At 41.7% G+C, this 26,155-nt stretch carries 26 protein-coding genes and 1 other annotated feature; of the genes, 5 read left to right on the top strand and 21 right to left on the bottom strand.

All coding sequences use genetic code 11. The features are described 5' to 3' along the window. The first annotated feature begins 437 nt into the window (after positions 1 to 437). Both J2S07_RS18515 and J2S07_RS18520 read left to right on the top strand, forming a co-directional pair. Positions 438 to 1,658, top strand: a complete 1,221-nt coding sequence (locus tag J2S07_RS18515; protein ID WP_307151895.1) for an MFS transporter — start codon at positions 438 to 440, stop codon at positions 1,656 to 1,658. A 98-nt stretch (positions 1,659 to 1,756) separates the two neighbouring features. Then, complete coding sequence (locus tag J2S07_RS18520; protein WP_307151896.1) at positions 1,757 to 2,518, top strand: GNAT family N-acetyltransferase; 762 nt, start codon at positions 1,757 to 1,759, stop codon at positions 2,516 to 2,518. A 46-nt stretch (positions 2,519 to 2,564) separates the two neighbouring features. Here the strand turns inward: J2S07_RS18520 and J2S07_RS18525 are convergent, their stop codons facing one another. From J2S07_RS18525 to J2S07_RS18605, 17 genes are all read right to left on the bottom strand, one after another. Beyond that, positions 2,565 to 3,026 carry a DinB family protein gene (locus J2S07_RS18525; RefSeq protein WP_307151897.1) on the bottom strand — a complete coding sequence of 154 codons (462 nt, stop codon included), beginning with the start codon at positions 3,024 to 3,026 and terminating at the stop codon, positions 2,565 to 2,567. 93 nt (positions 3,027 to 3,119) lie between these two features. Then, positions 3,120 to 3,707 carry a GNAT family N-acetyltransferase gene (locus J2S07_RS18530; protein WP_307151898.1) on the bottom strand — a complete coding sequence of 196 codons (588 nt, stop codon included), beginning with the start codon at positions 3,705 to 3,707 and terminating at the stop codon, positions 3,120 to 3,122. A 17-nt stretch (positions 3,708 to 3,724) separates the two neighbouring features. Continuing rightward, on the bottom strand, positions 3,725 to 4,597 hold the full coding sequence (gene ant(6) / locus J2S07_RS18535) for an aminoglycoside 6-adenylyltransferase (RefSeq protein ID WP_307151899.1): 873 nt from the start codon (positions 4,595 to 4,597) through the stop codon (positions 3,725 to 3,727). A gap of 28 nt (positions 4,598 to 4,625) precedes the next feature. Then, positions 4,626 to 4,952, bottom strand: a complete 327-nt coding sequence (locus tag J2S07_RS18540; RefSeq protein ID WP_307151900.1) for an iron-sulfur cluster biosynthesis family protein — start codon at positions 4,950 to 4,952, stop codon at positions 4,626 to 4,628. Positions 4,953 to 4,990: 38 nt separating this feature from the next. Continuing rightward, positions 4,991 to 5,326, bottom strand: a complete 336-nt coding sequence (locus tag J2S07_RS18545; protein ID WP_307151901.1) for a YolD-like family protein — start codon at positions 5,324 to 5,326, stop codon at positions 4,991 to 4,993. A gap of 53 nt (positions 5,327 to 5,379) precedes the next feature. Beyond that, positions 5,380 to 6,639 (bottom strand): Y-family DNA polymerase, encoded by a 1,260-nt coding sequence (locus J2S07_RS18550; RefSeq protein ID WP_307151902.1) that lies wholly within the window; start codon positions 6,637 to 6,639, stop codon positions 5,380 to 5,382. A 133-nt stretch (positions 6,640 to 6,772) separates the two neighbouring features. After that, complete coding sequence (narI, locus tag J2S07_RS18555) at positions 6,773 to 7,462, bottom strand: respiratory nitrate reductase subunit gamma (protein WP_307151903.1); 690 nt, start codon at positions 7,460 to 7,462, stop codon at positions 6,773 to 6,775. A gap of 27 nt (positions 7,463 to 7,489) precedes the next feature. After that, a complete protein-coding gene (locus tag J2S07_RS18560) occupies positions 7,490 to 7,765 on the bottom strand; it encodes a hypothetical protein (protein ID WP_307151904.1) in 276 nt (91 codons plus the stop codon). A 6-nt stretch (positions 7,766 to 7,771) separates the two neighbouring features. Further along, the gene (gene narJ / locus J2S07_RS18565; protein ID WP_307151905.1) at positions 7,772 to 8,374 is read right to left on the bottom strand and encodes a nitrate reductase molybdenum cofactor assembly chaperone; all 603 of its coding nucleotides are present in this window, start codon (positions 8,372 to 8,374) and stop codon (positions 7,772 to 7,774) included. Beyond that, positions 8,371 to 9,873, bottom strand: coding sequence for a nitrate reductase subunit beta (gene narH / locus J2S07_RS18570; RefSeq protein ID WP_307151906.1), 1,503 nt, complete (start codon positions 9,871 to 9,873; stop codon positions 8,371 to 8,373). Before narH ends, narJ begins: the two co-directional genes overlap by 4 nt. Continuing rightward, complete coding sequence (locus J2S07_RS18575) at positions 9,863 to 13,546, bottom strand: nitrate reductase subunit alpha (RefSeq protein WP_307151907.1); 3,684 nt, start codon at positions 13,544 to 13,546, stop codon at positions 9,863 to 9,865. Before J2S07_RS18575 ends, narH begins: the two co-directional genes overlap by 11 nt. After that, positions 13,547 to 13,822, bottom strand: coding sequence for a hypothetical protein (locus tag J2S07_RS18580; protein ID WP_307151908.1), 276 nt, complete (start codon positions 13,820 to 13,822; stop codon positions 13,547 to 13,549). A 15-nt stretch (positions 13,823 to 13,837) separates the two neighbouring features. Continuing rightward, the gene (locus tag J2S07_RS18585) at positions 13,838 to 14,149 is read right to left on the bottom strand and encodes a hypothetical protein (RefSeq protein ID WP_307151909.1); all 312 of its coding nucleotides are present in this window, start codon (positions 14,147 to 14,149) and stop codon (positions 13,838 to 13,840) included. Positions 14,150 to 14,184: 35 nt separating this feature from the next. Further along, positions 14,185 to 14,607, bottom strand: a complete 423-nt coding sequence (locus tag J2S07_RS18590; RefSeq protein WP_307151910.1) for a hemerythrin domain-containing protein — start codon at positions 14,605 to 14,607, stop codon at positions 14,185 to 14,187. Between the two features lie 131 nt (positions 14,608 to 14,738). Next, complete coding sequence (locus J2S07_RS18595; protein ID WP_307151911.1) at positions 14,739 to 16,232, bottom strand: nitrate/nitrite transporter; 1,494 nt, start codon at positions 16,230 to 16,232, stop codon at positions 14,739 to 14,741. Positions 16,233 to 16,298: 66 nt separating this feature from the next. Further along, the gene (locus J2S07_RS18600; protein ID WP_307151912.1) at positions 16,299 to 17,093 is read right to left on the bottom strand and encodes an SDR family NAD(P)-dependent oxidoreductase; all 795 of its coding nucleotides are present in this window, start codon (positions 17,091 to 17,093) and stop codon (positions 16,299 to 16,301) included. Positions 17,094 to 17,102: 9 nt separating this feature from the next. Next, positions 17,103 to 18,065: an MBL fold metallo-hydrolase gene (locus J2S07_RS18605; RefSeq protein WP_307151913.1), complete on the bottom strand. Its 963-nt coding sequence runs from the start codon at positions 18,063 to 18,065 to the stop codon at positions 17,103 to 17,105. Positions 18,066 to 18,270: 205 nt separating this feature from the next. After that, positions 18,271 to 18,497 (top strand) — a binding site (T-box leader). Positions 18,498 to 18,553: 56 nt separating this feature from the next. On the opposite strand from J2S07_RS18605, the gene proC reads away from it, so the two are divergent. Then, positions 18,554 to 19,384 carry a pyrroline-5-carboxylate reductase gene (gene proC, locus J2S07_RS18610; RefSeq protein ID WP_307151914.1) on the top strand — a complete coding sequence of 277 codons (831 nt, stop codon included), beginning with the start codon at positions 18,554 to 18,556 and terminating at the stop codon, positions 19,382 to 19,384. A 77-nt stretch (positions 19,385 to 19,461) separates the two neighbouring features. After that, the gene (gene namA / locus J2S07_RS18615) at positions 19,462 to 20,478 is read left to right on the top strand and encodes an NADPH dehydrogenase NamA (protein WP_307151915.1); all 1,017 of its coding nucleotides are present in this window, start codon (positions 19,462 to 19,464) and stop codon (positions 20,476 to 20,478) included. Positions 20,479 to 20,533: 55 nt separating this feature from the next. Here namA and rnz read toward each other — a convergent pair whose 3' ends face one another. Beyond that, the gene (gene rnz / locus J2S07_RS18620) at positions 20,534 to 21,460 is read right to left on the bottom strand and encodes a ribonuclease Z (RefSeq protein ID WP_307151916.1); all 927 of its coding nucleotides are present in this window, start codon (positions 21,458 to 21,460) and stop codon (positions 20,534 to 20,536) included. Between the two features lie 240 nt (positions 21,461 to 21,700). On the opposite strand from rnz, the gene zwf reads away from it, so the two are divergent. Beyond that, the gene (gene zwf / locus J2S07_RS18625; protein WP_307151921.1) at positions 21,701 to 23,170 is read left to right on the top strand and encodes a glucose-6-phosphate dehydrogenase; all 1,470 of its coding nucleotides are present in this window, start codon (positions 21,701 to 21,703) and stop codon (positions 23,168 to 23,170) included. Positions 23,171 to 23,718: 548 nt separating this feature from the next. On the opposite strand, the gene J2S07_RS18630 is transcribed toward zwf, so the two are convergent. From J2S07_RS18630 to J2S07_RS18640, 3 genes are read right to left on the bottom strand one after another with little or no spacing between them, the layout of a single operon-like run. After that, positions 23,719 to 24,414, bottom strand: a complete 696-nt coding sequence (locus J2S07_RS18630) for an ATP-binding cassette domain-containing protein (RefSeq protein ID WP_307151917.1) — start codon at positions 24,412 to 24,414, stop codon at positions 23,719 to 23,721. A gap of 12 nt (positions 24,415 to 24,426) precedes the next feature. After that, positions 24,427 to 25,152 (bottom strand): hypothetical protein, encoded by a 726-nt coding sequence (locus J2S07_RS18635; protein WP_307151918.1) that lies wholly within the window; start codon positions 25,150 to 25,152, stop codon positions 24,427 to 24,429. A gap of 19 nt (positions 25,153 to 25,171) precedes the next feature. Further along, positions 25,172 to 25,954: a M16 family metallopeptidase gene (locus tag J2S07_RS18640; protein ID WP_307151919.1), complete on the bottom strand. Its 783-nt coding sequence runs from the start codon at positions 25,952 to 25,954 to the stop codon at positions 25,172 to 25,174. Positions 25,955 to 26,155: the final 201 nt, after the last annotated feature.

Here is a 26,155-nt window from a genome sequence, read left to right on the forward strand (position 1 = left end):
TATTCCCATAAAAATCCTTAAGGATGACCGAGGATAACTGATAAAATATCCATCCGACACTTGTAAAAGTGGAAAAAACAGTGTAATATGAAAAACACTAATATACGAAAGGGTGACCATAGGGCGATGATCTTATAATCCTATTCTAAAAAGTACATTCGTTAATCAATCACGAAGTCATTTTTGAATGGGATTAGTCTATACTTTTATAGAGAAAGATGATCGCAAGCTTAGTACACGGTGTACTATGTCTTTTTCTATGGTACTGATGAGACCTCCTATCCTTAAATGACGGATAGGAGGTTTTGATTTTCATTGAGAATATGTGGCTTTCCGCAGACGGCACTAGGTAGAACGATTACTGAGGTAAACATTGCGATATATAAAGGGAAAAATCATTATAAATTTGCTAAACCGAATAAGAAAAGAGGAATGTTATGTCACAATTATTAAACAACCGTTTTGTTCGAGTTATTTTGCTTTCCGCATTATTTCTGCAAATCGGGATTTGGGTTCGAAATTTTGCCATTTTGTTATTTGTCATGGAAAAGACGAAGGGAGATCCTTTTGCTGTCTCCATGATTTCTGTCGCTGAATTTGTTCCCATCTTTGTTTTTTCATTCATAGGTGGTACCTTTGCCGATCGGTGGAGACCAAAGAGAACAATGGTTTGGTGTGATATACTCAGCGCCGTCTCTGTCTTTGCTGTTCTCATCACACTCCATTTTGGTTCCTGGAAAATCATCTTTTTCGTTACGCTAATTTCAGCCATTCTTTCACAATTTTCTCAGCCTTCAGGAATGAAGCTATTTAAAATGCATTTAAAACCTGAGTTAATTCAATCCGCAATGTCCATATACCAAACGATTTTTGCTGTGTTCATGGTATTTGGACCTGTGGTCGGCACACTCGTATTTCAGAAATTTGGGATCGAAATATCCATTGCCATTACAGGGGTAGCCTTCCTTCTTTCTGCTGCGATGCTCACCTTTATTCCAAAGGATCATCAAATGGAAGTCGATCAACAAGGAACCTCCATTCTCGATGAAATGAAAAGTGGCATTCGCTATGTATTAGAGAAGAAAGAATTGAAACTTCTTGGGTTATGTTTTTTATCAGCAGGACTTGCAATGGGATTAATTCAGCCTCTTAACGTATTTATTGTGACCGATCGGTTAGATCTAGCGAAGGAAAGTCTTCAATGGCTGTTGGTTGCGAATGGGGTTGGAATGATATTGGGAGGAGTGGTTTCCGTTATGTTTGCTAAATCGGTTCCTCCCCAAAGATTATTAATGATCGGCATGTTCGTAAATGCCATTGGAATGAGTGTCATCGGATTCTCAACTAATCTCCCGCTCACACTTGCAGCCGAATTCGTTTGCGGGTTGTTTTTCCCTTGTATACAAATCGGGATTAACACGATGATCCTGCAAAATACGAAAGCTGAGTTTATCGGAAGAGTAAATGGTACCTTAAGCCCCCTTTTCACGGGGGCGATGGTCTTAACAATGAGTATTTCTGGGAAAATGATGGAGAAATCTTCAATTGTTACTGTTTTTGAGTTATCCGCATTTCTCTTTGTAATTGGCTTACTTGTTATGTTGCCGCTTTATAACCTGAAGGCAACAAACGCTGAAGGCATGCTTTCAAAAGAGTAGATTTTGAATGTTGATAGAGGTTGATGATAGATAAGCATAAGCCACTGAGGCAGTCTCAGTGGCTTATCATCAAATTTTCGATTTGTGGAGTGATAGATATGGGGTTTGTTCAAATCACAAAAAATAATATCGAAACTGAACACATATGCTGTGCATTAGGAGCAAAACATTATGAAAATGCAGTAAATGAGAAAAAACAATGGCTAGCAGAACGAATGGATGAAGGCTTAGTTTTTTATCGCTTAGACAAAAGAGCAAAAGTATTTATAGAATATTTGCCTGCTGAAATGGCATGGGTTCCTGTTAATGCACCAAATTTTATGTATATCAACTGTTTGTGGGTTTCAGGAAGATATAAAAATCACGGTTATGCAAAGCAATTGTTAAATCATTGCAAAGAAGATGCCATCAATCGTGGGATGGATGGGATTGTACATATTGTTGGTAAGAAAAATATCCCGTTTCTAAGTGAGCAACGTTTCTTTGAACATGTGGGATTTGAGGTAGTAGACCAAGCAGAACCTTATTTTCATTTAGTAGCATTAAAGTGGAATGAACAAGCTGTTATACCTTCCTTTAAAAATCAGGTAAAATCTTTTTCTGATGATGAAGGCATATCCATTTATTACACAGCTCAATGTCCATTTGCTATTGGGGTATTGGAAGAACTAAGAAAAATAGCGAAAAATAAGAGTGTTCCTTTTAAAACTTTTAAGATGCAGACTAAAGAAGAAGCACAAAATGCACCAACTATATGGACAACTTTTGGTTTGTTTTATGACGGGAAATTCATTACACACGAAATAATCAGTCCGAACAAATTTGACAAATTGTTAACAAAACTATTAGAAGAAAACTAATCAAGAAATAGACCTTTCTCTTTAAAAAAAGGTCTATTTCTATTTTTCAGCGTTTTCCTTCTTTTTTTAGAAAGGCTTCAATTTGTTTTTTATGGTGCTCATCATGATGGATGAAGATTTGGACAAACTTTTTGTATGTATATTCCTCATTGTCGATGATAAAAGTCGTCGCTTCATCATATTTTTCCTCCAATAAACGAAGCAGCTGCTTTCGCGTCTGAATGAGGTCGTCAATAAGTGCATGTAAGGAATCATAGGACCGTGCAAATGCAGCAGCCTCTTGGTTAAGCTGTTCAATATCTACGAAAGTTAAATTAGCACCTTCTGACATATGAGGGACCATCATTTCTAACGAATTTTTATCCCAATACATAATATGCGTCAATATCTCCCGAAGAGACCATTTTCCCTCCGAAATAGGCTTCAACCATAAATCTTGAGCCATCTCCTTTAATTTTTCAACCCAAATTAAGAAACTTGCAAATTGGTTTAATTCCTCGATTCTCATACCATGCATCCCCTTTCCATCCTCACGACTTTAGACTGGTATATATTACTAATTATAACAAACAAACGTTCTCTAGTAAATGCCTAAAACCCTTTATTCAAACTTTTTCTCAAAGCAAATGCATTCATGAACTCTTTTAAATTTTTTCTTAATCGTTTCTTTATCTTCACCTACATAATGGGCATATGCCTGGATAGGATATAATCCTGATATTTCTGACATCATGATCTCTTTTAGTTCATCTTCACCATCCATGAATACCTGTAAATACGACTCCACCTGTTCAAACCGATTATTTTTGTACCAATTATTTACCCATTGATCATCTCTAGTCCATGCCTCTAGACGATTAAGCCCTTTTTCTTTTGCTATTTTTTCAGCTTCATATAATAATTGACTACCGATACCTTTTCTACGATGGTCGGGGTGAACAGCGATATGCCAGATCATCCCTCCTAAACCTACACCTCTTGAACAGACTGTTCTCTCCACAACTTCGTATTCTATATCTATTAATCCAACCACCTGATCATCCTCTATCGCAACAAGTTCAATGGCTGGATTGTCGTATTTCTCCTTTTCTTTAAGAACATTGTCATAGTATGCGGTATCCAAAAAGGATAATACCCGACACCTTACCCAACCTATTTCATCTTCACTTCGGTAAGCTCGAATTTCCATGACTTCCTCCTGTTGTATTATTTTACTGTCCTACTCTTTCCATAGGATCGATAAATCCTCTCCATATATCTCGTAATCGATTCATCATAATCTGGATAATGAATCCCTAGAGTAGTGGAAACAGACTTGGAGAACTTTCTAAACAGCTCATAACAAGTGAACAAAGCCTGCCACCTATTTTGTTCATCATTCAGAGTATAAGTCGAAAGCAATTTTTCCCAATCCTCTTTTGAGAGATAGCGTTCCATAAATTTATAGTTTTTCCCTACACTAAAGTCAAAACCATGATCAAACCCGATTTGCCAAGACATCATTCTTAACAAGTTAGGCCTTACAATTTCATTTAGATGATCAATTGCATACAGGATTTCTTTTCTTGCCAATCCTTTTACCACATAGGTGGAAACCCACCAAAATTCATTACAGCAATCATCAAATTCCCTCGCTGTCGGCTTTTTAATCCAGTAGTGACGATCATTTGGGACCACTTCCTCTTTGACGAGTCCATCCTTATCAAGCAAGACTTCTACTAAACCGTCACTCTTGCAAAAATAATCCTGAACTTCTTCGATTGGAATGAGCGTTAGGTCTATTCGGTTACCATCTTCAAATAGCATGAGATAGGAAAACCAATTCCCTAGCTCTGGCGGAAAAAGCTCCATGTCTTCAGGTTTTTGCATGATTAAGCGCTTCCCAAAAATATCAAGCCAATGATCATTCTCTTTGAAAGAGTCCATGTCGGTCACAAAATAAGATATATCAAAATCTCGGAATTCGTCAGGAGGAATGTTTTTGTTTGTACGCGAACCTTCTAATGTTACTAATCGAATTCTTGGATCTTTTCTAGCAAACTCCATTAACATATCCATCATTTCTTTTTCACTTCTCATTTTATTGATGATCTTTCACTCACCTTACTTATCCGATTTTATTCAAAAAACTCATTCGTGGATTTAAATATTCATTCGGGCTCTTTAGTTGAAAGCTGTTATTGCTTGGGGAAAAATCAATGATGAGTTCGTCGTTTAAAAAAACTTCTTTGGATTTCTCCACATAAATCGGACCGATACTCGTTTCGATGGCACGATCGTCTTCGTCAATTTCACTCACAAGCCATAATGATGTTACCCCGCTCATCACACAGCCGCACCCCTCTGTTTCATATTTCAGCTTAAGATAGCCCTCGTGCTCTCCCTTTTTCTCAGCAATTTTCTGCACGGCTGTAGCGGTAATGTTTATTTCCATGATGCATTCCCTCCATTCCACGACAATTGTAACACAATTTACTCATCCATTAGCCTCACATCGGAAATAGAGGAAAGAGAAATTCGATGTACTTCTCCGAATTGGTCTACCACATGCAATTTCCCGTTCAAGTCATCCCAGTAGTGAATGTTTCCGATGACTAGCTCGTACTTTCGATTGTGATAATGAGTAATCATCAAGTCTTTACCAAATTCCATTGCTTCAGAAATCGTTTCATTCATCACCTCTAAGTATTGCTCGTCGATTTCTCTTGCTTTTTCATATTCATCCTCCTTCGCCCAATCCCGTAAAAGTTTTACATGCTCAGGCAGCATCATAGAGGTCCATTTCATTTTTCCACGGTCACGGATCATCACCGTCATCTCCTTAGGCTGTTTTTGTTACGTTTGTTTTTATTGTAATATCCTTACATTTTATGCCCACCTACAAGCTTTGCCCGCTCTCTCGCTGTACCTGCATTCGTGTAGGACACCGCTCTTAATAATGCACCAGGTCCGTAACGACCCCGTATACGGTCTACGACATAGCCTAGCTCCCGTTTTTTCCAACCATTTAGATCAAAAAGATTCAGCTGGTATTCGTTGTCATCGACAATATTACCTAAGGAAATCATAATTTTTCTCACCGTCTTGCCTTCGTAATGCTCTTCAAACAGCTCGAGACAGACACGATACAGCTCCATCGTCACATTTGTCGGCTCGTCAATCGTGCGTGAACGATAAAAACCGCCGCCGAATTCATCCTTGCTGTAGCCAACGCCGAAGCTAATTGTTCGACCACCCTTGCGCCCAAGCCTTGCACGCCTTGCCACCTCCTCACACATTTCCAGCACAACCGCTTTAATTTCCTCCACGTCCTTGTAGTCACGAAGTAGAATTTGACTTTTTCCAAAGCTGACTTGCCCCTCCATAATAGGAGCACCGACTTTCGACAAATCCACCCCCCATGCATGATAAAAAAGCTGATTACCCATGACTCCGAACTTTTTCTCTAAGCTTTCTAAATCATGATGGGCGAGCTGTCCCACTGTAAAAATTCCCATGCTATTCAGTGTCTTTTCGACCCTTCTTCCAATCCCCCACATTTCTCTTAAGGGCGTTACCGGCCAAAGCCTGCTTGGAACATCTTCATAGGTCCATTCTGAAATCCCCTGTTTTTTTGCATCCAAATCCATACAAAGCTTCGCAAGCAGCATATTCGGACCAATCCCGATCGCACATGGGAGCTGAAACTCTCTATCAATATCATCACGAATTTTGTGAGCAATCGTGCGGGCATCTCCCCATAGATTTAAAGCCCCATCCACTTGAATAAAGCTTTCATCGACGCTGTACGTATGAATCGCTTCCTTCGGAACATAGCGATGAAAGACGCGGGTTATTTCTAGAGAAACACGCATATAGGTCCTCATTTTCGGTTCGACAATGTGTATACGTGGATCCTCTGGAATTTCAAATCGCCGGGAGCCTGTCTTCACACCAAATTCCTTCTTTAATTTCGGAGAGGCAGCGAGAACGACGCTCCCCTGTCTTTCCTTCGCTCCAACCACAGCAAGATAGCATTCAAGCGGATCAAGGCCTTCCATAACAGCCGAACAACTTGCGTAAAAGCTCTTCATGTCTACACATAAAATTTTATTTTGCGGTAGTTTGCTGTAGTCGACCATTCTTTTCACCCTCGATAGGAACATTTGTTCTAGTTTATTCCTTATTTTAAGCGAATATACGTTCATTTTCAATGGGTGTTTGTGGAAAATGAAAATCACCTCCCGATAATGAAAGGTGATTTGACAATCTCGACTAGTTATTTTTATACCCATTCCGCGCCCGATACTGCTGGGGGGCACGCGCTGGATAGCGAGCCGGAAAACTGAACATATGAATAAGCTGTGTGAATGGAATAGATGCAAATAACAGAAAAGAAATAACAATATGAAGCTGAAAGATGAACGGTACTGTTGTCATCAGTTCATATTGGGGCTGAAAAGTGAATAAACTTCGAAACCAGGGCCCGATTGTTAGTCGATACTCATAAGCAACATACGTTGTATTGTAAATAAGCGTCATATAGGTTCCTAATCCGGCAATGATCAATAAAAGGACAACGGTAAAATAATCACTAAACCCCGCATGAGCATTGACTCTTGGATTTGTTGCTTTCCGAATAATCAGCACAATTAAGCCGATGACCACCATTAATCCGGCGACACCGCCACCCGCAATGGCAAAGAAATGATAGACCCCCTCGGTAACACCTATTGCTTCATAAAATTCAAGCGGAATTAATACGCCCATAATATGACCGACCAGGGCAAAAATAATCCCCCAGTGAAAAAGCGTTGATCCTACCCTTAACCATTTTTTTTCAAAAATTTCGGTTGATGGTGCGTGCCAGCTTTTCCCGCGAAATACAAAGCGGTAAAAAGAGGCGATAATTAAAATTGTGCCGCAAATGTACGGATAAACCGCCCACCAAAAAAGACCACTCATAGCTAACCCCCTCACAGAAAATGGTTTTTAATGCTCTAATGAAGAAACGACTAGTAAATTTATACATTTCATAGGGATTGGCGACCGATTCTGCCTTCCACAAGCTTGTTCGGGCGCCAATAAGGCCCCTTGGAGACCGATTTCGCTTTCCTCACGCTTATTCGGCCTCCAATAAGGCCCTTTGACGACCGATTCCGATTCCCACACGCTTGTTCGGGCGCTAATAAGGCTCCTTGGAGACTGATTTCGCTTTCTCTCCAACTGTTCAGTCACCTGTCCATCAAAATAACTATCAACTACCACACAAACCTACTGATAAAACATCGGATATGGCAATGGATCGAGATCTGCATCCTCCCAGGCGCTTTCTACGAGCTTAATTTCTTCCCTGCTAGGAGCCTCGAATACATAAAGAGTCAGCATCTCCAACAGAGCATGGTATGGATTATCTCGAGAAAGATGACCAACAATCCGGTGAAGAGCATAAGACAGGCGCCGCTCCAAAAGCTTTGTCTGCTCCCCCTCATCAGCCACAGCCAAGAGCTCCAACAGCATTGGAATATAGTCGGCTAATTCATCCGAAACACGCTCAAAGCCTAAATCCTCAATCAGCTTCTGCAGCTGGATGAGAGCCATACCTCTTCTGCGGCTGTCGCCAAGCTCCTGCGCCGTAAGATAAAGTCCTGTTTTTTCTTTATAGTCAAAGGTATCAACATAGAGCTCCTGCAAATCCTTCCAATCCAGCGCCATCAACGGTTGACAGCGTTTCACAAACTCCTTGGCAAGCTTCCGTGAAGAAAGATGTTCTTGAACCTCCGTCTCAAAATCAGCCAGCCCTCTAATAAAATCCTCATCTGGATATTCCAAAAAGCGAGCCATCAGCATGAGCAATTCTGCTTTTTCGATTTTCATCCGTTCTCACTTCTTCCATATGGATAAGTTACCATGCCTTCTGGGGGAGCGATATCCTCGATGCTGCACGCACCATAGCGATACTGCAGGTTATCATCCATTTCTCTTCTACCTGTTGGGATGACGAAGCGCTCATTGTATTTCGCAACCCCAAGCAAACGAGCCATATCCTCAAGCTCTTCAACCGATGTATCCGCTTCAGCGATCAGCTTGCTTTTTCTCACTTCATCGACACCCCCGACGGTTTTGGCACGCATATGAACACGCATGGCAACCATTTTTAAGAGGACGCGACGTATAACGGATACATCATCCGCTGCTAAAAGTGAGGCAAGGTATTCCATTGGGATGCGCATTTGATCAACTGCCGGAATAAAACCATCTGCACTAAGCTCCGCTTCATTCGTAATATGATTCATGATCGGGCTAAGCGGTGGCACATACCAGACCATTGGCAGTGTACGATATTCTGGGTGAAGTGGCAAAGCAATTTTCCATTGCATCGCCATTTTATAAATGGGTGATTCCTGTGCGCTTTTGATCCAGCTATCATTAATTCCTGATTTTTTTGCTTCCTCAATCACATGCGGATCATTCGGATCTAAAAATACAGATAGCTGGGACTCGTATAATTCCTTCGGATCCTGGACAGATGCAGCATCCTTCACGCGATCCGCATCATAGAGAACAACCCCAATGTAGCGAATGCGGCCCACACAGGTCTCCGAGCACACAGTCGGAAGGCCTGCTTCTGTTCGCGGATAGCAGAAATTACATTTTTCAGCCTTATGCGTATTCCAATTGTAGTACACCTTATGGTAGGGGCAACCATTCATGCAGAAGCGCCAGCCCCGACAGGCATCCTGATCGACCAACACGATTCCATCCTCATCCCTTTTATAGAGGGCTCCTGAAGGACAGGAGGCAACGCAGGAAGGATTTAAGCAATGCTCGCAGATGCGTGGCAAATACATCATGAACGTCTTCTCATATTCCATTGCGATATGCTCCTGTAGCTTCTGCACATTTGGGTCCATTGGGACAACCTCACTGCCACCAGCCAGGTCATCGTCCCAGTTTGGTCCCCATTCCGGCTTGTCCATGTACTTGCCTGTAATCATCGAGATAGGGCGTGCTACAGGTAAATTTTCCTTTTTCGGGCTTTTGTGAAGATGCTCAAAATCATATGTCCATGGCTCATAAAAATCATCAAGTGTTGCCATATTCGGATTAAAGAAGATATTGGCTAATTTTGCGACCGGCCCACCTGCTCTTAAGTGCAAGCGACCATTTCGGAGCGTCCAGCCTCCCTTGAAACGATCGGTATTCTCCCATTCCTTCGGGTAGCCTGGTCCCGGCCTTGTTTCGACATTGTTATACCAGACATACTCCATCCCTGGCCGGTTTGTCCACGTGTTTTTACAGGTAACAGAACAGGTGTGACAGCCGATGCATTTATCGAGATGCATGACCATCGCTACTTGTGCCTTAACTTTCAAGCCAATCAACCTCCTTTAGGGGACGGATAATAGCGAGCGTATCCCTTTGGCTCCCAGTCGGTCCGTAATAATTAAACCCGTAGCTTAGCTGAGAGTAGCCCCCGATCATATGGGTTGCCTTCGGATAAATTCTCGTCACACTATTATGGGTTCCCCCACGGACCTTGTTGATTGTATTTCCGGGAACCCCCATCGTTCTATCTTGAGCGTGATGCATGTACACCGCCCCGCGTGGCATCCGGTACGTAAGCACGGCTCTTGCTGCGACTGCACCATTACGGTTATAGATCTCAATCCAGTCATTATCCTTAATCCCAATCGAAGCGGCATCCTCTTCATTGAGCCAGACGACCTGCCAGCCTCTGAACAGCTGAACCATATTATTGGTATCCGTGAACATCGTATGAATGCCCCATTTTTGATGGGGGGTCATATACCGAAGCGTGATCGACTTCCCTTTGTTCTCCACTTCATTCTCGCCCTTTAAAAATGGTCCCTTGTTGATTGGCGGTAAGTAGATAGGGAGTCCTTCACCGTAATCTAGCATGATCTCATGATCGAGATAGAAGCTTTGCCTTCCAGTCAGGGTATGCCATGGAATGTTATATTCCTTATTAACAGTAAAAGGCGAGTAGCGTCGATTATCCTTTTCCAATCCGCTCCATACTGGTGTAGAAATCGTCTGCCGTGGCTGAACCGTTAACGCATCCAAGGTGAAATCTTCCTCTTCACGTTCTTTCGCTAAATGCTCTAAGCTTTTTCCGGTCTTTGCCTCCATCGACTTCCAACCTTCAACAGCCCGCTTCCCATTCGACGCACCAGACATAAGGAGGATCGCATTGATCGCCTGCTTGTCAGAATAAAGGTCTGGATGGCCCTTTCCGACTCCTTCACGCTTGGAAACGCCAAGGCGCTTGAGAAGCTGCTGGTAAGCCTTTTCGCCATCTACCTTGACCCCTTTGGTTCCGTATCCCCCGCGAATATTCGGTCCGACCGTAGACCACATATCAAACACGTTTGGATAATCTCTTTTGACAATGTTCAGGTTTGACATCGTTTTTCCTGGAACAGCCTCCACCTCGCCCTTGCGCCAGTCCTTCACCTTTCCAAATGGCTGGGCGATTTCATTAATCGTGTCATGGGCGAGCGGCGACATGACAATATCCTCACAAGCAGGAAGGTGATCCTTCGCTAAATTAGAGAATTCCCTGGCAATTTCTCGAAACGCATCCCAGTCACTTTTTGTCTCCCATGGTGGTGAAATCGCTGCATTAAAAGGGTGAATAAATGGATGCAGATCCGTTGTACTAATATCAAATTTCTCATACCAGGTTGCAGCGGGAAGCAGAATATCGGAAAAAAGCCCTGAGCTTGTCATCCGAAAATCCATGGCCACAAATAGATCGGTCTTACCCTCAGGCGGCTTTGCATCCACATGAATACTTTCAGGCTGCCATGAATGTTCCGTATCGGTCAGAACGGAATCGGTCGAGCCAATCAAATGCTTGACAAAATACTCATGCCCTTTTCCACTATCCCCTAAGAGATTGGAACGCCAGTTGAAGAAAATCCGGGGAAAATTGTGCGGGTCATTTGGATATTCCATCGCATAACTAATTTTCCCATCCGAAATTTGCTTGGCGATATCCTGAATAATCGCCCCGTCATCCTCCTTATGACGCTCCCTCGCATCCTTCATCACATCAAGAGAGTTCTGCGTCCATTGTGGAAAGCTTGGCAGCCAGCCGAGACGTGCGGACATCGCATTGAAATCAGCTGGGTGCATATTGCGGTATTTGCTGCTCCATCCGTCCTTTTCCTCATCTGCTTGATACTCATAGCGGAACTGCTCGGTTGCAAAGTAGAAAAAGGAAGTACCATTCATGAAGCGTGGAGCCTTCACCCAATCATTCGCAAAAGCAATTTGTGAGAAGCCCTCAATCGGACGGACTTTTTCCTGACCGACATAATGGGCCCAGCCTCCACCGTTGACCCCTTGGGAGCCCGTTAATAATACAAGGTTTAAGATCGAACGATAGATTTGGTCACTGTGGAACCAATGATTCGTCCCACCACCCATCGCAATCATCGATTTGCCATTTGTGCGGGCGGCATTATCAGCAAACTCACGAGCTACCTGGATGACATGTGCCGGGTTGACCCCTGTAATGCTTTCCTGCCAAGCAGGAGTATATGGTTTGTTCGCATCGTTGTAATCCGTTGGATAGTCGCCCTCAAGGCCACGACCTACACCTGTATGGGCAAGCATCAGGTCATAAACCGTCGTAACTGTTAGCTCCACACCTGATTGGTCGTGAATTTTTTTAACCGGAACTCCCCTTGTTGTCGGACCGCTTTTTTCATCAGCAAAATAAGGGAAATCCACTTGAACAACCTCATCCGATTGATCGATAAAACTAAGGAGAGGATTGATATCATTGCCATTCACGTCCTGCAGATCGAGATTCCATTTGTTGCCGCTATCCCAGCGGAAGCCTTGACTGCCGATTGGGATGACCATCTTATTCTCCATTTCATCCCAAACGACCGTCTTCCACTCCCCTAGCTCTTCGTTTCCATCAATGTCCGAAGCTCTTAGGAAACGACCAGAGCGGTACCGTCCTTCATGCTCATCTAGAATGACTAGAAACGGAAGATCCGTATATTGCTTGGCATAGGAGACGAAATATGGTGTTTGCTGGTCCACATAGAATTCTTTGAGGATCACATGGGTCATCGCCATCGCCAGTGCCCCGTCCGTACCTGCTTTTGCAGGAAGCCAAATATCGGCAAATTTCTCATACTCCGCATAATCAGGACTTACTCCGACAACCTTCGTCCCGTTATAGCGAGATTCAACCATAAAGTGAGCATCAGGGGTCCTTGTTTGCGGGATATTCGTCCCCCAAATAATGAAATATTTCGTGTTATACCAATCGCCGCTCTCTGGCACATCTGTTTGATCCCCCCAGACTTGAGGCGAGGCAGGTGGAAGATCAGCATACCAATCATAAAAGCTTAAAATCGTACCGCCGATTAAAGAAAGAAAGCGGGAGCCCCCAGCATAGCTAACCATGGACATCGCTGGGATCGGACTAAAGCCAACAATTCGATCGGGCCCATATTTTTTGATCGTATAGATGGAGGAGGCTGCAATTAATTGACAAAGATCACTCCAGCTTCCACGAACAAAACCACCCTTGCCTCGTGCTGATACATACTTCGCTCGTTTCTCAGGGTTGGTGACAATATTTTCCCATGCTTCGACTGGATTGTTTGCCACTTTCAGCTCATTTTTCCATAGCTCATACAGATCGCCACGAATATATGGGTGCTTGACTCGTGTTGGGCTATACGTATACCAGGAGAAGCTTGCCCCACGTGGACAACCACGCGGCTCATAGTCAGGAAAATCCTCGCCTGTCGATGGATAATCCGTTTGCTGTGTTTCATAAGCAATAATGCCGTCCTTCACATGGATTCTCCAGCTACAGGAACCGGTACAGTTCACCCCATGGGTCGAGCGGACAATTTTGTCATACTGCCAGCGCCGTCTATAAATATCCTCAGAATTACGAGGTCGTGGACTTTCCTCGGTCCAGCCATCATTGATGCGCTCGCCTCGTTTTAAATGTTTGAGTACGTGAATTAGCTTGTTTTTTCTTTGCTCCATTTAGGCATCCCACCCTATAGCTTGATTACGAAGCGGATTAAAATCCTCCCCCACCAATCGAAATGAAGCTTGCCCCATCTCTAGTTCTTCAAGAAAAACCTCGAAGGAATGGGCATTAGCGGCAGCAAGGATCAACCGTTGTAGTGTATCGCCATCTGAAATCCCATAAATCTTCTGGATCAGTTCACCTGAAACCCTGCCGAATCTCATTTGAAGTACTGCCAGTAAATCCTCTCTATCTTCGACAAGCATCGATTCTTTTTCAAAGGAAAACAACTCTATCAGTCCTTTCTAGAGCTTAATCATGTTAAAATAGTTTTTGATTAAGAGATTTTTGCACTCCTCTGCTGCCGTCTCAAAAAAGGAGATTACCTCTTCATCGGGTTCTTCAGCCTGCTTGGGGCTAATATGTATAGTGGCTAAGTCGATCAAGCTACCTCCAAGCCTAATAGAAAGGTCCATTCCTTCTTCTTTTTGAGTGATCGTCGCTTCGGCATCATAGGGATGCAAATTATAATTCGAAAAGGCTTCCATCATTCGGTCATATAGCCTTGGTGCACGAAACCTAAGTGATTCTTCTTCATAGAGTGGCAGCTCTCCCAACTTTTATCCTCCCTTTCCTACAATTTCCTGCGTTATTATTTGTCAGAAGCCAATAATTTATTCATTTCGTCCTCATTATGGATTTCATCGATCACAATAAGGGCATCCATGAAGCGAATAAATTCCTCTCCCACCCTTTTTTGCATCATATATTCCTTCATTTGTCCGACCACATTTCGCATTAAATTATGGTCCCGTGTCAATTGCACGACAACCTCTGTTAAATCTGGATTTTCCTCCATCATTTCCTTGTATAAGCCTTCCTCTTCTGCTTCTGCATGCTTTAATGTTCTCGTTTCCCAATGCTCAATCGTGATTTCCGCCACTTGAAGCGCTTTTTCCTGTCTCTCCTTTTTCAGGCAATGTCGATAAAGCTCTCTCAATTCCTTGGCTTCATTTAAGGCAGCCTCATGAATCGATGAATGGGCATCTACTTTTTTCAAACTAGGTCCTGACATAATCAAACACTCCTTATCAATATATTCCTCACCATCTTATCCATAATTTTCCTTACTAAACGAAAGTCTTCTTTCGTTGCAACGAAAAAAAGACTGCCTCACTAAGAGACAGCCCTACTTCTTTTACATTTCTAAGTTTTTGATAAATCACTAAAGGTTCCTACATAAAACTGAACATCTCCGGCTTCGTTGTTGATTCTACTGATCGTCAGGAACTCTGGATAAATTTCTCCATTTTTTCGCTTATTCCAAATCTCACCCTGCCAAAATCCTTGGCTTTCGATCGTATTCCACATTTCTTTGTAAAAGCCTTCGTCATGGCGGCCAGACCTTAATACACTTGGTGTCTTACCTATTACCTCTTCCCGATTAAACCCTGTTAATGTGGTGAAGGAATCATTGACCCTTTGGATCACACCAGCTTGATCCGTCACCATCATTCCTTGCGCCGTTGAGTCAAAAATTTTCTTATCCACGCCGGTTCTTTCGAGATAATACATCCATACAACAATGACAAAGCTGGCTAAAGCAAACTCCGATAGGGCCATGAAACCAATCGCATTATGCCCTGTCATTCCATAAACAATGGTTAATACGAGGGGAGGGAAAAATCCTCCAAGTCCCCCAAGTGCTGATACAATCCCATTCACAATCCCACCCTGCTTGGAAAAATAAAATGGAACAAGCTTGAATACAGCACCATTCCCTATTCCTGCACAGAAGGCCACTGTTAGACAGCCAATCGTATATAAAGTGATCGTGGGAGAGAAGGAAAGCAATGCTCCAGAAAATGTTAACCCTGCAAAAACCAACATTAAAATAAAGAGCGGATTAAAGCGGTCCCCTAACCAACCACCAATCGGCCTCATAATCGTAGCCAGGGTGATAAACCCGGCCGTTCTTAAGCCTGCATCAACGGAATCAAGACCGAAGTTATTGACAAGAAAATTAGGCAGATACACAGTAAAAGCGACAAAGGAGCCAAAGGTGATAAAATAAAATAACGAAAGAAACCAGAGCTTTTCATTGCGATAAACTCCTTTGATCTGCTCCCCTAGAGAAGCCTGGACCTTCGCTTCCTTTCGATCCCCAAATACGAAATTCAAAAGAGCAAACAGGATTAATAGGATAATGAACAAACGTACGGCACTGCTCCACCCTAAAGCTTTGGCAACAATTGGAGCCGAAAAGGAGGTTATTGCAGTTCCAATGTTCCCAGCCCCGTATATCCCATTAACAAACCCATGCTTTTCCTTTGGATAGTACTTCGGTAATGAGGTGACACCGATGGAAAAAACCGCTCCACCGATGCCGAGGAATAGTCCCCCAATGATCAAATCCATAAAGGAATCTGCAATGCTAATATAAAAGACAGGAAAAATCAAAATGATAAAGCTAATAAAAAATAACCTTCTCGCCCCAAACCGATTCGTCCAAAATCCTAGAAATATTCGCAGGAGAGATCCCAAGATAACAGGAACTGCCGTGACCAAAGAGGCCTGACCATCCGTCAGAGGGATGTCTGCACGAATATTGGGCATTAAGGAAGAAATAATGACCCAAACCATAAATCCGACAACAAGGCTTAAGGTTTGGAGAGGTAATTGCAACTTCGTCGTATTCACTTAAATAGTTCTCCTTTCTCTTCCATAGGTTAAGCTTATTATTTGGAGAACGATGTAAGTCATTCACTATTTCTTATTAAATGCCTTTTTTCCGATTCGTTCGAACAAATTAGGAAAAAGAGCGTATATAACGCTTCCGGTATTCATCCAGCGCGGGAGGTTTATCTCCCTTTTCTTCGTCAGCATCGCATTCACGATTTTTTCTGCAACGTACTCAGGCTTTAACATGAAACGCTGAACATTCTTCACATATGTTCCACTCTCGTCGGCAATATCAAAAAAGCTCGTCGCAATCGGCCCAGGATTTACGGCAGTCACGAAAATATTGGAATCAGCTACCTCCATTCTTAGGCTATTTGTATAGCCAAGCACAGCATGCTTGGTAGCGGAGTAAACACTTGATTTCGGCGTGGCGATTTTTCCGGCTTGGGAGGCAATGTTGATGATATGGCCCTTATTCTCTGCTTTCATCACCGGAAGAACCATTGAAGTGCAGGCCATCAAGCCAACCACATTGACGCTGAACATCCCTTTTATTTCCGCTATGGACGCTTCCTCTGCCAGACGGAATACCCCAAATCCAGCATTATTAACGAGGACATCGATGGTTTGGACCTCACCTAATACGCGCTTAAATACGCGCTCAACTTCATCTGTGTCAGAAACATCTAATTGATAGACATGTACCCGACTAGAGTACTCTCCTTCCAGCTCTTCTTTCAGCTGCTCTAGCTTATCAAGGCTCCTCGAGAAAAGATAGAGGCTTGCTCCTCTTTTGGCACAAAGCCTAGCAATTTCAGCTCCTATTCCCCCTGAAGCACCTGTAATAAATATATTCTTTCCTTGAAGTCTACTTGTCATTTCATCACCTTAGCTTACAGCATATCGAATGATTCCATTATCATTCACCACGCTGATTTCCTCTAAATCTGTTAAATAATCAAATTGTGCAACTGTTTCCGAAATCGTCAATGATAACTGACGCTGATAGATCTTAGGAAACAGCAGCTGGCAGGCTTCAAACACAGTCAAAGGTTCCTTCTCTAACCAACTCTTAACCTTCTGTGCTCTCTCATGCTGCTTGGATAACAGCTTATGAATGAGTTCGTTTTTATTATAAATCTCTTCCCCATGGCCAGAATAGACGAGGTCGATTGGAACCTCAAGCAATTTTTTCAGGGATTGATTATATTGAAGCTGTGGCTTTGGACGCTCCTTCTCTCCAGGTAAAGGCGGCTCCAAGATTGGATTTGGTGAAATATGGGCCAGAAGATGGTCCCCGCCAATAAAGATGGCATCCTTTTCTCGATAGAGGCCAATATGGCTTTGAGCGTGCCCCGGAGTTTCAATCACCCTCCAATCGGAAAGACCAAGCGGACGATCGCCTTCACGCAAATGACCAGTCAAGGTCCGGTCGCAGGAATACTTTAATTCCTTCTTCAGCATTCCAATGAATTGCAGATAGGTCTCCGGGATACCGAACTCTAGAAAGGATTTCATAAAAAAATGTTCATTTTCTGCTAAAAAGGCTTCGGTTGGATGGATCCATCGGTCATTAACAGGATGTCCGTATACCTCTAAGGAATCAGGAAAATAATCGAGCAATCCTGCATGATCTGGATGGTGATGGGTTAAAATCACCTGTTCAATGTCTGAAGGCTGAATGCCTAGCTCCTTCAATTGTTCTGTTAAAGAATGCCATGTTTCCTCCGTTTTTGGTCCCACATCTACAAGGGTTAACCGCTCCCCTTTGATCACATATGCATTCACATCACCCACACGGAAAGGTGTTGGCAGTGTTATCTTGGCCACTCCATTTTTCCATTCAGTCATCATAATTCCCCTTTAATCATTATTTTCAAATATCATAGTACAGAGTAAACGATATGAAAAACATTTCCCTTATTCAATATAAATATAAGTTTAACTTGGTTTTGATGAATTGTCATTATTTTCACATAATTAATTCATAATTTTCCGAATTCCTCTTGACAGACAAGGTCGCTATCTTGCATAATCACAATTAAAAATATTTAATTCCATAGCGATGACTAAGAATAGTAAATGGAAAATGATGAAAGAGAGTGAAGCCCGTAGGCTGAAAGGCTTCACCATCCTCTTGACCATTGAACCTGCCTTATGAGCTGTTAGAGAGTAGGCATCTGCCTAGAAACCTAACCGTTGCCGGCGTTAACGGTTTTGAGATCACGATATTTTTCGTGAAAATAAGGTGGTACCACGGAGGCTAGACCTTTCGTCCTTTACAGGATGAAGGGTCTTTTTATTTTCGTCATTTACTTAATCATTAGGAGGGAAGAAAAATGGAAAAGATTGCAATTATCGGGGCAGGCTCGATGGCAGAAGCCTTATTATCTGGAATCATTGAAAAAAAATTGATTCATCCTGAACAAATATGGGTGACCAATCGGAGCAATCAAGAGAAGCTTCATCAGCTGCAGGAGCAATATGGAGTGAAAACAACCTATGATCTTGAAATTTTACTAAGAGATGCTACGGTGGTCATTCTTGCGATGAAGCCTAAGGATGCCGCCGCATCCATCAAGCAAATAAAATCCTTTTTAAGAGAGGACACACTCCTTATCTCTTTACTCGCTGGGGTTTCCATGGCAAGCATTGAGATTCTAGCGGAACAACCCATTCCGATCGTAAGAGCCATGCCCAATACGTCTGCTGCTATCGGTCAATCCGCTACTGCACTGGCCAAAAACGCAATCGTGTCAGAGGAGCAAAAATCAACCGTTAAAACGATATTCGACACGGTCGGCCTGACGGTTTTTGTCGAGGAGCCCCAGCTAGATGCGGTCACAGGACTGTCTGGAAGTGGTCCTGCCTATATCTATTATTTAATCGAAGCGATGGAAAAAAGCGCCGTGGAAATTGGCTTAGAGGGGGATTTAGCGAAAAAGCTCATCGTTCAAACTTTGATCGGAGCAGCTGGGATGGTTTCCAAGTCGAGCAAGACCCCAAAACAACTGCGGACGGAAGTAACAAGTCCAGGTGGTACAACAGAGGCAGGGTTAAAGATCTTGAAGGAGCATCAAGTCCAGGAAGCCTTCATCCAATGTATAAGGGAAGCGACAGAGCAATCGAAGCGGCTGGGGGAGGCCTTAATTAAAACGATCGGTGATTAGCCCACAGCAGGATTTTTTTCAAATGGGCTTCGGTCCGCTATACTGTATATGAGAAACACATAAGGAGGTAGTACCGCTTGGAAACGAAGCTTTTCTCACCCTATACACTTAAAAATATCACACTGAAAAATCGCATTGTGATGGCACCAATGTGCATGTATTCCTGCCACAATGAGGATGGAAAAGTAGAAAATTGGCATTTAACCCACTATGTAAGCCGTGCCGTTGGGCAGGTTGGCCTCATTATTCAGGAAGCCACTGCGGTGACTCCTCAAGGTCGAATCTCCGCTCAGGATCTCGGCATTTGGAGCGACGAGCATCTCGAAGGATTGTCAGAGCTTACCACTCTAGTCAAAAGCTATGGCTCAAAAATGGGAATACAGCTTGCCCACGCTGGCAGAAAGGCGACGGTGGACGGTGAAATATTGGCACCTTCCGCGATTCCTTTCGATGATAGCATGAAGACACCAAAGGCAATGACATTGGAAGAGATTAACGAAACAGTTCAAGCCTTTAAAGCAGCTGCTCTAAGAGCCGAAAAGGCAGGCTATGATGTGATCGAAATTCATGCTGCCCATGGCTATCTCATCCATGAATTTCTTTCCCCGCTTTCCAATCATAGAGAGGATGAATATGGGGGCACCCCGGAAAACCGCTATCGCTTTTTGCGAGAGGTGATTAAGGCGGTCAAAGAGGTCTGGGATGGTCCATTATTGGTGAGAGTATCTGCCAACGAATATCATCAGGAAGGGCTCAATGTAGAGGACTATGTGATCTTTTCCCATTGGATGAAGGAGCAAGGGGTCGATTTAATCGATGTCAGCAGTGGTGCTTTAGTTCCGGCGAGAATTCATGCCTATCCAGGGTACCAGGTCCCACTGGCGGAAAAAATCAAGCACGAGGCCGACATTCCGACCGGGGCTGTTGGGTTAATCACAACCGGTATTCAAGCGGAGGAAATCCTCCAGAATCAACGAGCCGATCTTATTTTTATCGCCCGTGAGCTGTTGAGAGATCCGTATTTTCCAAGAACAGCAGCCAAAGAGCTTGGCGTCGAAATTGAGCCACCGAAGCAATATGACCGCGGCTGGTAGGTCGGCTAGTCTCACAATAAAATAATGAAGACAAGGCACTTTTTCCGAAGTGCCTTTATTTTTGTAATGGAATGATAATTTCCTTGAAATCCTCGGCCATTTCCGTTGTCGCAAACACCTTTCTCGCTTCATTTAAAAGGATCTTGGAGGCTTCTCTGTCATAGCGGGAGCTGATATGAGTCAGACATAGCTTCCTGACATTTGCCTCCTTCGCAATCGTTGCGGCCTGAACGGTCGTTGAATGAAAATACTCATGGGCGAGCTTCTCTTCTCCTTGTGAAAAAGTGGCTTCATGGACGAGAAGGTCTGCATCCTGAGCCAATTGTCTACTTGCCTCACAGGAACGAGTATCCCCTAGAATCGTCACGACCCTCCCCTTAATATCGGGTCCTGTAAAGTCCTTGCCATCAAGAACCGTTCCGTCCTCAAGGGTCACCCTTTCACCGCTCTTAATTCTTTTAAAAATCGGGCCAGGCTGAATCCCTGTCTCCTTCAATTTATCTACAAGCAGGACCCCTGGGCGATCCTTTTCCACCACTCGATATCCATAGGAGGAAATGCCATGCTCCAGCAGTTTTGCCTCCACAAGAAATTGCTCGTCCTCAAAAACAATCCCGTCATCTACCTCAATAATTTGCAGGGGATACTTCAGATAGGTTTGACTTACCGAGAGGGACGTTTCCACATATTCTTTAATCCCCTTTGGCCCATAAATCGTCACCTTGGATTCCCCTCCCTGAAAGGAACGGCTTGATAAGAAGCCTGGAAGACCGTAAATATGATCTCCATGCAAATGGGTAATGAAAATTTTCTCAACCCTGCGAGGCTTCAAGGAGGTGTGCAAAATTTGATGCTGGGTCGCCTCCCCGCAATCAAAGAGCCAAACAGAGCCTCTTTCCTCCAGTAGCTTTAATGCCATGGCTGTTACATTTCTCATTTTTGCAGGAATTCCTGCACCCGTCCCAAGAAAAAATAATTCCAAACAGAAAACTCCTTCCACCTGCTACGTTCATTTTTATTTTTACTATACCATAACAAGATTTTCTAACCTACTTCAAAACTAGGATAGAACGGTCGGATAAGACAAAAAGTAAGAATGAACATGTTTCATTTCATTTTATTTGCGTATTTGCAGTCAAAATGATTATATTGAGTACATATTTCAACTTTGAAAAGAGGTTTATCGATAGTGAAACAACATGAAAACCATCCTACGCTGATGATGATTTTTGGGGCGACTGGGGATTTAGCGAAAAGAAAACTATTCCCCTCCCTCTATAAACTATTTGAAAAAGGGAAGCTCACCGATCAATTTGCCGTGATCGGCGTGGCTAGAAGACCTTTAACAAACGAGGAATTCCAGCAATCGATTAAGGACTCGGTTAAGACGGCGATCGAGAAGGAGGATCGCATTGAGGAGTTTGCTTCACATTTCTATTACCACTCCCATGATGTGACAGATTCTGCCTCCTATGCTGTCTTGAAGAAAATGGCGAATGACCTAGATGAGCAATATCACTTACATGGCAATCGGATTTTTTATTTAGCGATGGCACCTGAATTTTTCGGAACAATTGCCCTTCACTTGAAAGAAGATGGGCTGACAGATGTAAAAGGTTACAAGCGTCTCGTCATCGAAAAGCCCTTTGGACATGATCTCGAATCTGCAAAGGAGCTTAACAAGCAAATTAGAACGGCCTTTTCTGAAAAGGAAATCTATCGTATTGACCATTATTTAGGCAAGGAAATGGTTCAAAACATTGAAGTTATTCGTTTTGCTAACGCCATTTTTGAACCGCTTTGGAATAATCGTTACATTTCCAATATCCAAGTGACCTCCAGCGAAATCCTAGGCGTTGAGGAAAGAGGTCGATATTATGAAAATAGTGGGGCTCTTCGTGACATGGTTCAAAACCATATGCTTCAGATGGTCGCACTCCTCGCAATGGAGCCTCCGATTCGCCTCACGACGGAGGAAATCCGTTCCGAGAAGGTCAAGGTGCTGCGGGCGCTGCGCTCCATCGATGGCGAAGATGTGAAGGAGTTTTTTGTCCGTGGTCAATATGGAGCAGGAACGATTGATGGTCATGATGTTCCAGGCTACCGTGAAGAGCCAATGGTAGACGCGCATTCCAACACAGAAACCTTTGTCGCTGGAAAGCTCTTAATTGACAACTTCCGATGGGCCGGTGTACCTTTTTATATCCGAACGGGAAAAAGAATGGAAGCAAAGTCGACAAAGATCATCATTCAGTTTAAGGATATCCCGATGAATCTGTATTACCGTCCGGAGGAGCCGCTCAATCCGAATTTGCTTGTCATTCACATTCAGCCTGAGGAAGGCATTACGCTTCATTTAAATGCCAAAAAGGCAAGGCAGAATGAAGTCGCAACTCCCATTAAACTCAATTATGCGAACAAGGGAATGAATGGCTATAATACCCCTGAATCCTATGAAAAACTACTATACGATTGCATGCGCGGAGATGCGACCAACTTCACCCATTGGGATGAGGTAGCACTCTCTTGGAGCTTTACCGATAAGATTTCGCATGTGTGGGAAAATACCGTCGAAGAGCATTTTCCAAATTATGCTGCTGGAACGATGGGACCGAAATGTGCCGATGAACTTCTTGAAAAAGACGGCTTTTTCTGGTGGCCAATATCACATATGGCAGTAGAGCCTTGTTAACCTTCCATGCTCCAATCATAACATTTTTATCATTATTACTAGGTAGGTCCTTTTAAACAAAGAGACTAATCTATTGAATACTCTGTACCTTATAAATGGCTACAGAGTATTCTATTACCTATCCCATTATTATCAATACTTCCTCAAGCTAAGGGGATATCGTCACAAAAAATTCCCGTCATCATAATAATACTCCCAAGTATTTTCCTGACTATATAAGCTGCAACTGAATGAACAAGTTCATTTTCTTCATATCTATCAATATAGTAATGCTTAAAGGAAATCATGGTGTATTCTTCAATATTATACTTGAATTAACATTTATGGCTTTACAGCAGTTAACCAGGCTTCTTCAAGTACCGCGAAAAAGACAAACAAGAAATCAAAAATAAAAATATAATTCAACGTCAACTTCAACAGTGGATCGTAGGCCTTCCTAGTTATATCAAGGTTTGTTTGCCAATTTCAATCTAGGAAAGTACAGTTAATTTTAAAAACTTTTTTGAATGGGAAATGGTTTAATATCCTATCAAAAAGAGGTTATATTTTTACTCTATTGACCTATCAAAGGCTATATCGGGGTTATGCGTATTGTTATTTTCTAACCATTTATAATAATCCCCTTCATAAATTACTTTTCCCAAATGTAACATAATTATATTGCAATCTATATGGGATAGATCCTGTAATTGATGCGTTGAAATAAAGCAATAACTGCCATCCTTAACCAATTTATCGATATTCTTGAGTATTCTTATTCTTGATGAAGGGTCTACCCCACTAGTGGGCTCATCTAATATGTAAAGTTTCCTTTTTAAACCTGATAAAACGGTAATAAAAAGCCATCTTTTCTCTCCTACTGACATTCTTCCAATTTTTGTATTCCATAGGTGTAGAAACAGGTTTCTACTTCTTTCATCCATTTTAATTGTATAAGATTCTGGAAATTTAAAAGGGACCTTATTATCGATCCGAGAAATAAACTTTACAAAATCTTTTCCTTTTAATTCTGGAGAAAAGTAGATAGTTTGAGTTAAGTATAATATTTGATCAATTGAAGGAAAATTTAACACACCTTCATTTGGTTTTAAGATATTAGTAATACAATCAAATAGAGTGGTTTTACCTGTACCATTTAAACCTACAAGTACATTTACCTTATCTTTCTTTAAATTAAAACTTATATCTTTTAAAATTTCCCTTTTTGAATTTTTGTATTTGAAACTAAGGTTTTTTACGAACATTTTCTCATTTTCCTACCTTTCTACTCTTGAAACTAAATTTATTTTTCTAATCGATACAAATCCAATTAATAGATACACTAATAGAAAAAGAAAAGGAACTAATGATAGGTTACCTAGAAATAAAGATGAGCTATACTGAGAAAATGTATATAAGATGTTAAAAGGATTTAACAAATCTGTCCATTCGATCTCTGAATACCTAGTATTTAAAGCCATTAAAAATCCAGGATAAATAAGTATACTTGCTATTGTATTAAGAGTAGAATGCTTTAAATTTATAGTAGCAATTAACAATGTAGCAAATGCAAAAGGTATAGAACAAACCAAAAGTAGAAAAGGTATGAGTAACAGCATTACAATATTCAAATTATAAACAATGGCCATTACAAAGCTAAAAATCATTAAACACATTAAACAAATAATAAATTGATTTAGTAATATTGCATATATAAAAATCCGTTTATCTCCAGAGATTAAAATATACGTTTTTAGTATCCCCATATCTCTAAACCGAGCAAGCTTAAGCCCCACACCGTATATAAATGAAGATACAATTATAAAAATCCAAAACCAAGACAAGTAATTTTGTATTTCTGATTCTGTTTCAATGGAGTCAAGAAGTGTACCTCTTAATACTAAAGCTGAAAACAAAGGCAAAATCAAAGTCCAAAAAAAAGAAACTAAATTGGTTAATAAGATTTTTGCGTCTAAAATTTGGAAGCCAAAGAATTTCCTCATTCTCTCCACTCCACTCTCTTTATTCGTTTGTTATCAAGGAAATTGTTGGAGAAAAACCTAAGAGTTCCTCATAAACATCCAAAATATCCTCTCTACTTGTATTTTCGATACTTTGAATAATAGAATCAGTATTATTAAAATCAATATTCACAGTATTTTCGCTACCGATATTTAGTAACGTATTTTTCCCGAACTCTAACATTCTCGATGTACAGTTTTCAAGACTATATAACATTTTACTTTTTAGTTGCGATTTGGTAATAGAGACTTGTTCAGTAGTTATTTCTTTTTTGAGCTCTTTCCGCAATAATTCCAAGATAATGTTTTTAAGCTGAAATATATTATTTTTGGAAGAACTAGCTACATTAATAGATAATAGTCCTCCTTCTTTATATAAATAGGTTGATGAACTTAATGAGTAAACAGCCCCTAGTGATTCCCGAATATTTTTAGCTAAGAACGATGTACGACCTCCTCCCAAAAGCTGATTGAATAACATTAGGGAGAGTAATTGGGGATGATTATATGAGAATGTTGGAAACCCAACACATAAATAATTTTGTTTGACATCTTTATCCTCAATGATAATTTCTGCTCCTACTTGGGGTACTAAATTTTCTAAAGGTTCTTGCAACCTTATGTCTCTTGAAATAGTACCAAATAAATTTTCAATGAATAAAATTAATTCTTTATCAATATGACCTGATATAGCCACTACTATATCTGAGCTTTGAAGCATCTTTGTATGGTAACGACTAAGTATTGTGTTATCAAAACTGCTTATACTATCCCAAGTCCCCAAAATACTCCTAGATAAAGGATGCCCCCTATAAATATTTTCAACTACTTTTTCGTGAACTTGATTATATCTATTTTCTAAATTTCTAGCTATTTCATTGGCAATTACTTTGGCTCTTCGCTATTTAGTGTTGAAAAGACAAATTACTAGGACCTTGCCGTTTCTATCATTCCTTGAGTATCATGGGTATTTGGTACCTCGCTA

It is taken from the genome of Anoxybacillus andreesenii, from assembly GCF_030813005.1.
GTDB classification, from domain to species: Bacteria; Bacillota; Bacilli; order Bacillales; family Cytobacillaceae; genus Robertmurraya; species Robertmurraya andreesenii.

Bases quoted from the DNA above. Each gene is read 5' to 3' on its own strand.
- J2S07_RS18515 (WP_307151895.1), top strand. From the start codon at position 438: ATGTCACAATTATTAAACAACCGTTTTGTTCGAGTTATTTTGCTTTCC.
- J2S07_RS18520 (WP_307151896.1), top strand. From the start codon at position 1,757: ATGGGGTTTGTTCAAATCACAAAAAATAATATCGAAACTGAACACATA.
- J2S07_RS18525 (WP_307151897.1), bottom strand. From the start codon at position 3,026: ATGAGAATCGAGGAATTAAACCAATTTGCAAGTTTCTTAATTTGGGTT.
- J2S07_RS18530 (WP_307151898.1), bottom strand. From the start codon at position 3,707: ATGGAAATTCGAGCTTACCGAAGTGAAGATGAAATAGGTTGGGTAAGG.
- J2S07_RS18540 (WP_307151900.1), bottom strand. From the start codon at position 4,952: ATGGAAATAAACATTACCGCTACAGCCGTGCAGAAAATTGCTGAGAAA.
- J2S07_RS18545 (WP_307151901.1), bottom strand. From the start codon at position 5,326: ATGATCCGTGACCGTGGAAAAATGAAATGGACCTCTATGATGCTGCCT.
- J2S07_RS18550 (WP_307151902.1), bottom strand. From the start codon at position 6,639: ATGGTCGACTACAGCAAACTACCGCAAAATAAAATTTTATGTGTAGAC.
- narI (WP_307151903.1), bottom strand. From the start codon at position 7,462: ATGAGTGGTCTTTTTTGGTGGGCGGTTTATCCGTACATTTGCGGCACA.
- narJ (WP_307151905.1), bottom strand. From the start codon at position 8,374: ATGAAAATCGAAAAAGCAGAATTGCTCATGCTGATGGCTCGCTTTTTG.
- J2S07_RS18575 (WP_307151907.1), bottom strand. From the start codon at position 13,546: ATGGAGCAAAGAAAAAACAAGCTAATTCACGTACTCAAACATTTAAAA.
- J2S07_RS18590 (WP_307151910.1), bottom strand. From the start codon at position 14,607: ATGTCAGGACCTAGTTTGAAAAAAGTAGATGCCCATTCATCGATTCAT.
- J2S07_RS18600 (WP_307151912.1), bottom strand. From the start codon at position 17,093: ATGACAAGTAGACTTCAAGGAAAGAATATATTTATTACAGGTGCTTCA.
- J2S07_RS18605 (WP_307151913.1), bottom strand. From the start codon at position 18,065: ATGACTGAATGGAAAAATGGAGTGGCCAAGATAACACTGCCAACACCT.
- proC (WP_307151914.1), top strand. From the start codon at position 18,554: ATGGAAAAGATTGCAATTATCGGGGCAGGCTCGATGGCAGAAGCCTTA.
- zwf (WP_307151921.1), top strand. From the start codon at position 21,701: ATGATTTTTGGGGCGACTGGGGATTTAGCGAAAAGAAAACTATTCCCC.
- J2S07_RS18630 (WP_307151917.1), bottom strand. From the start codon at position 24,414: ATGTTCGTAAAAAACCTTAGTTTCAAATACAAAAATTCAAAAAGGGAA.
- J2S07_RS18635 (WP_307151918.1), bottom strand. From the start codon at position 25,152: ATGAGGAAATTCTTTGGCTTCCAAATTTTAGACGCAAAAATCTTATTA.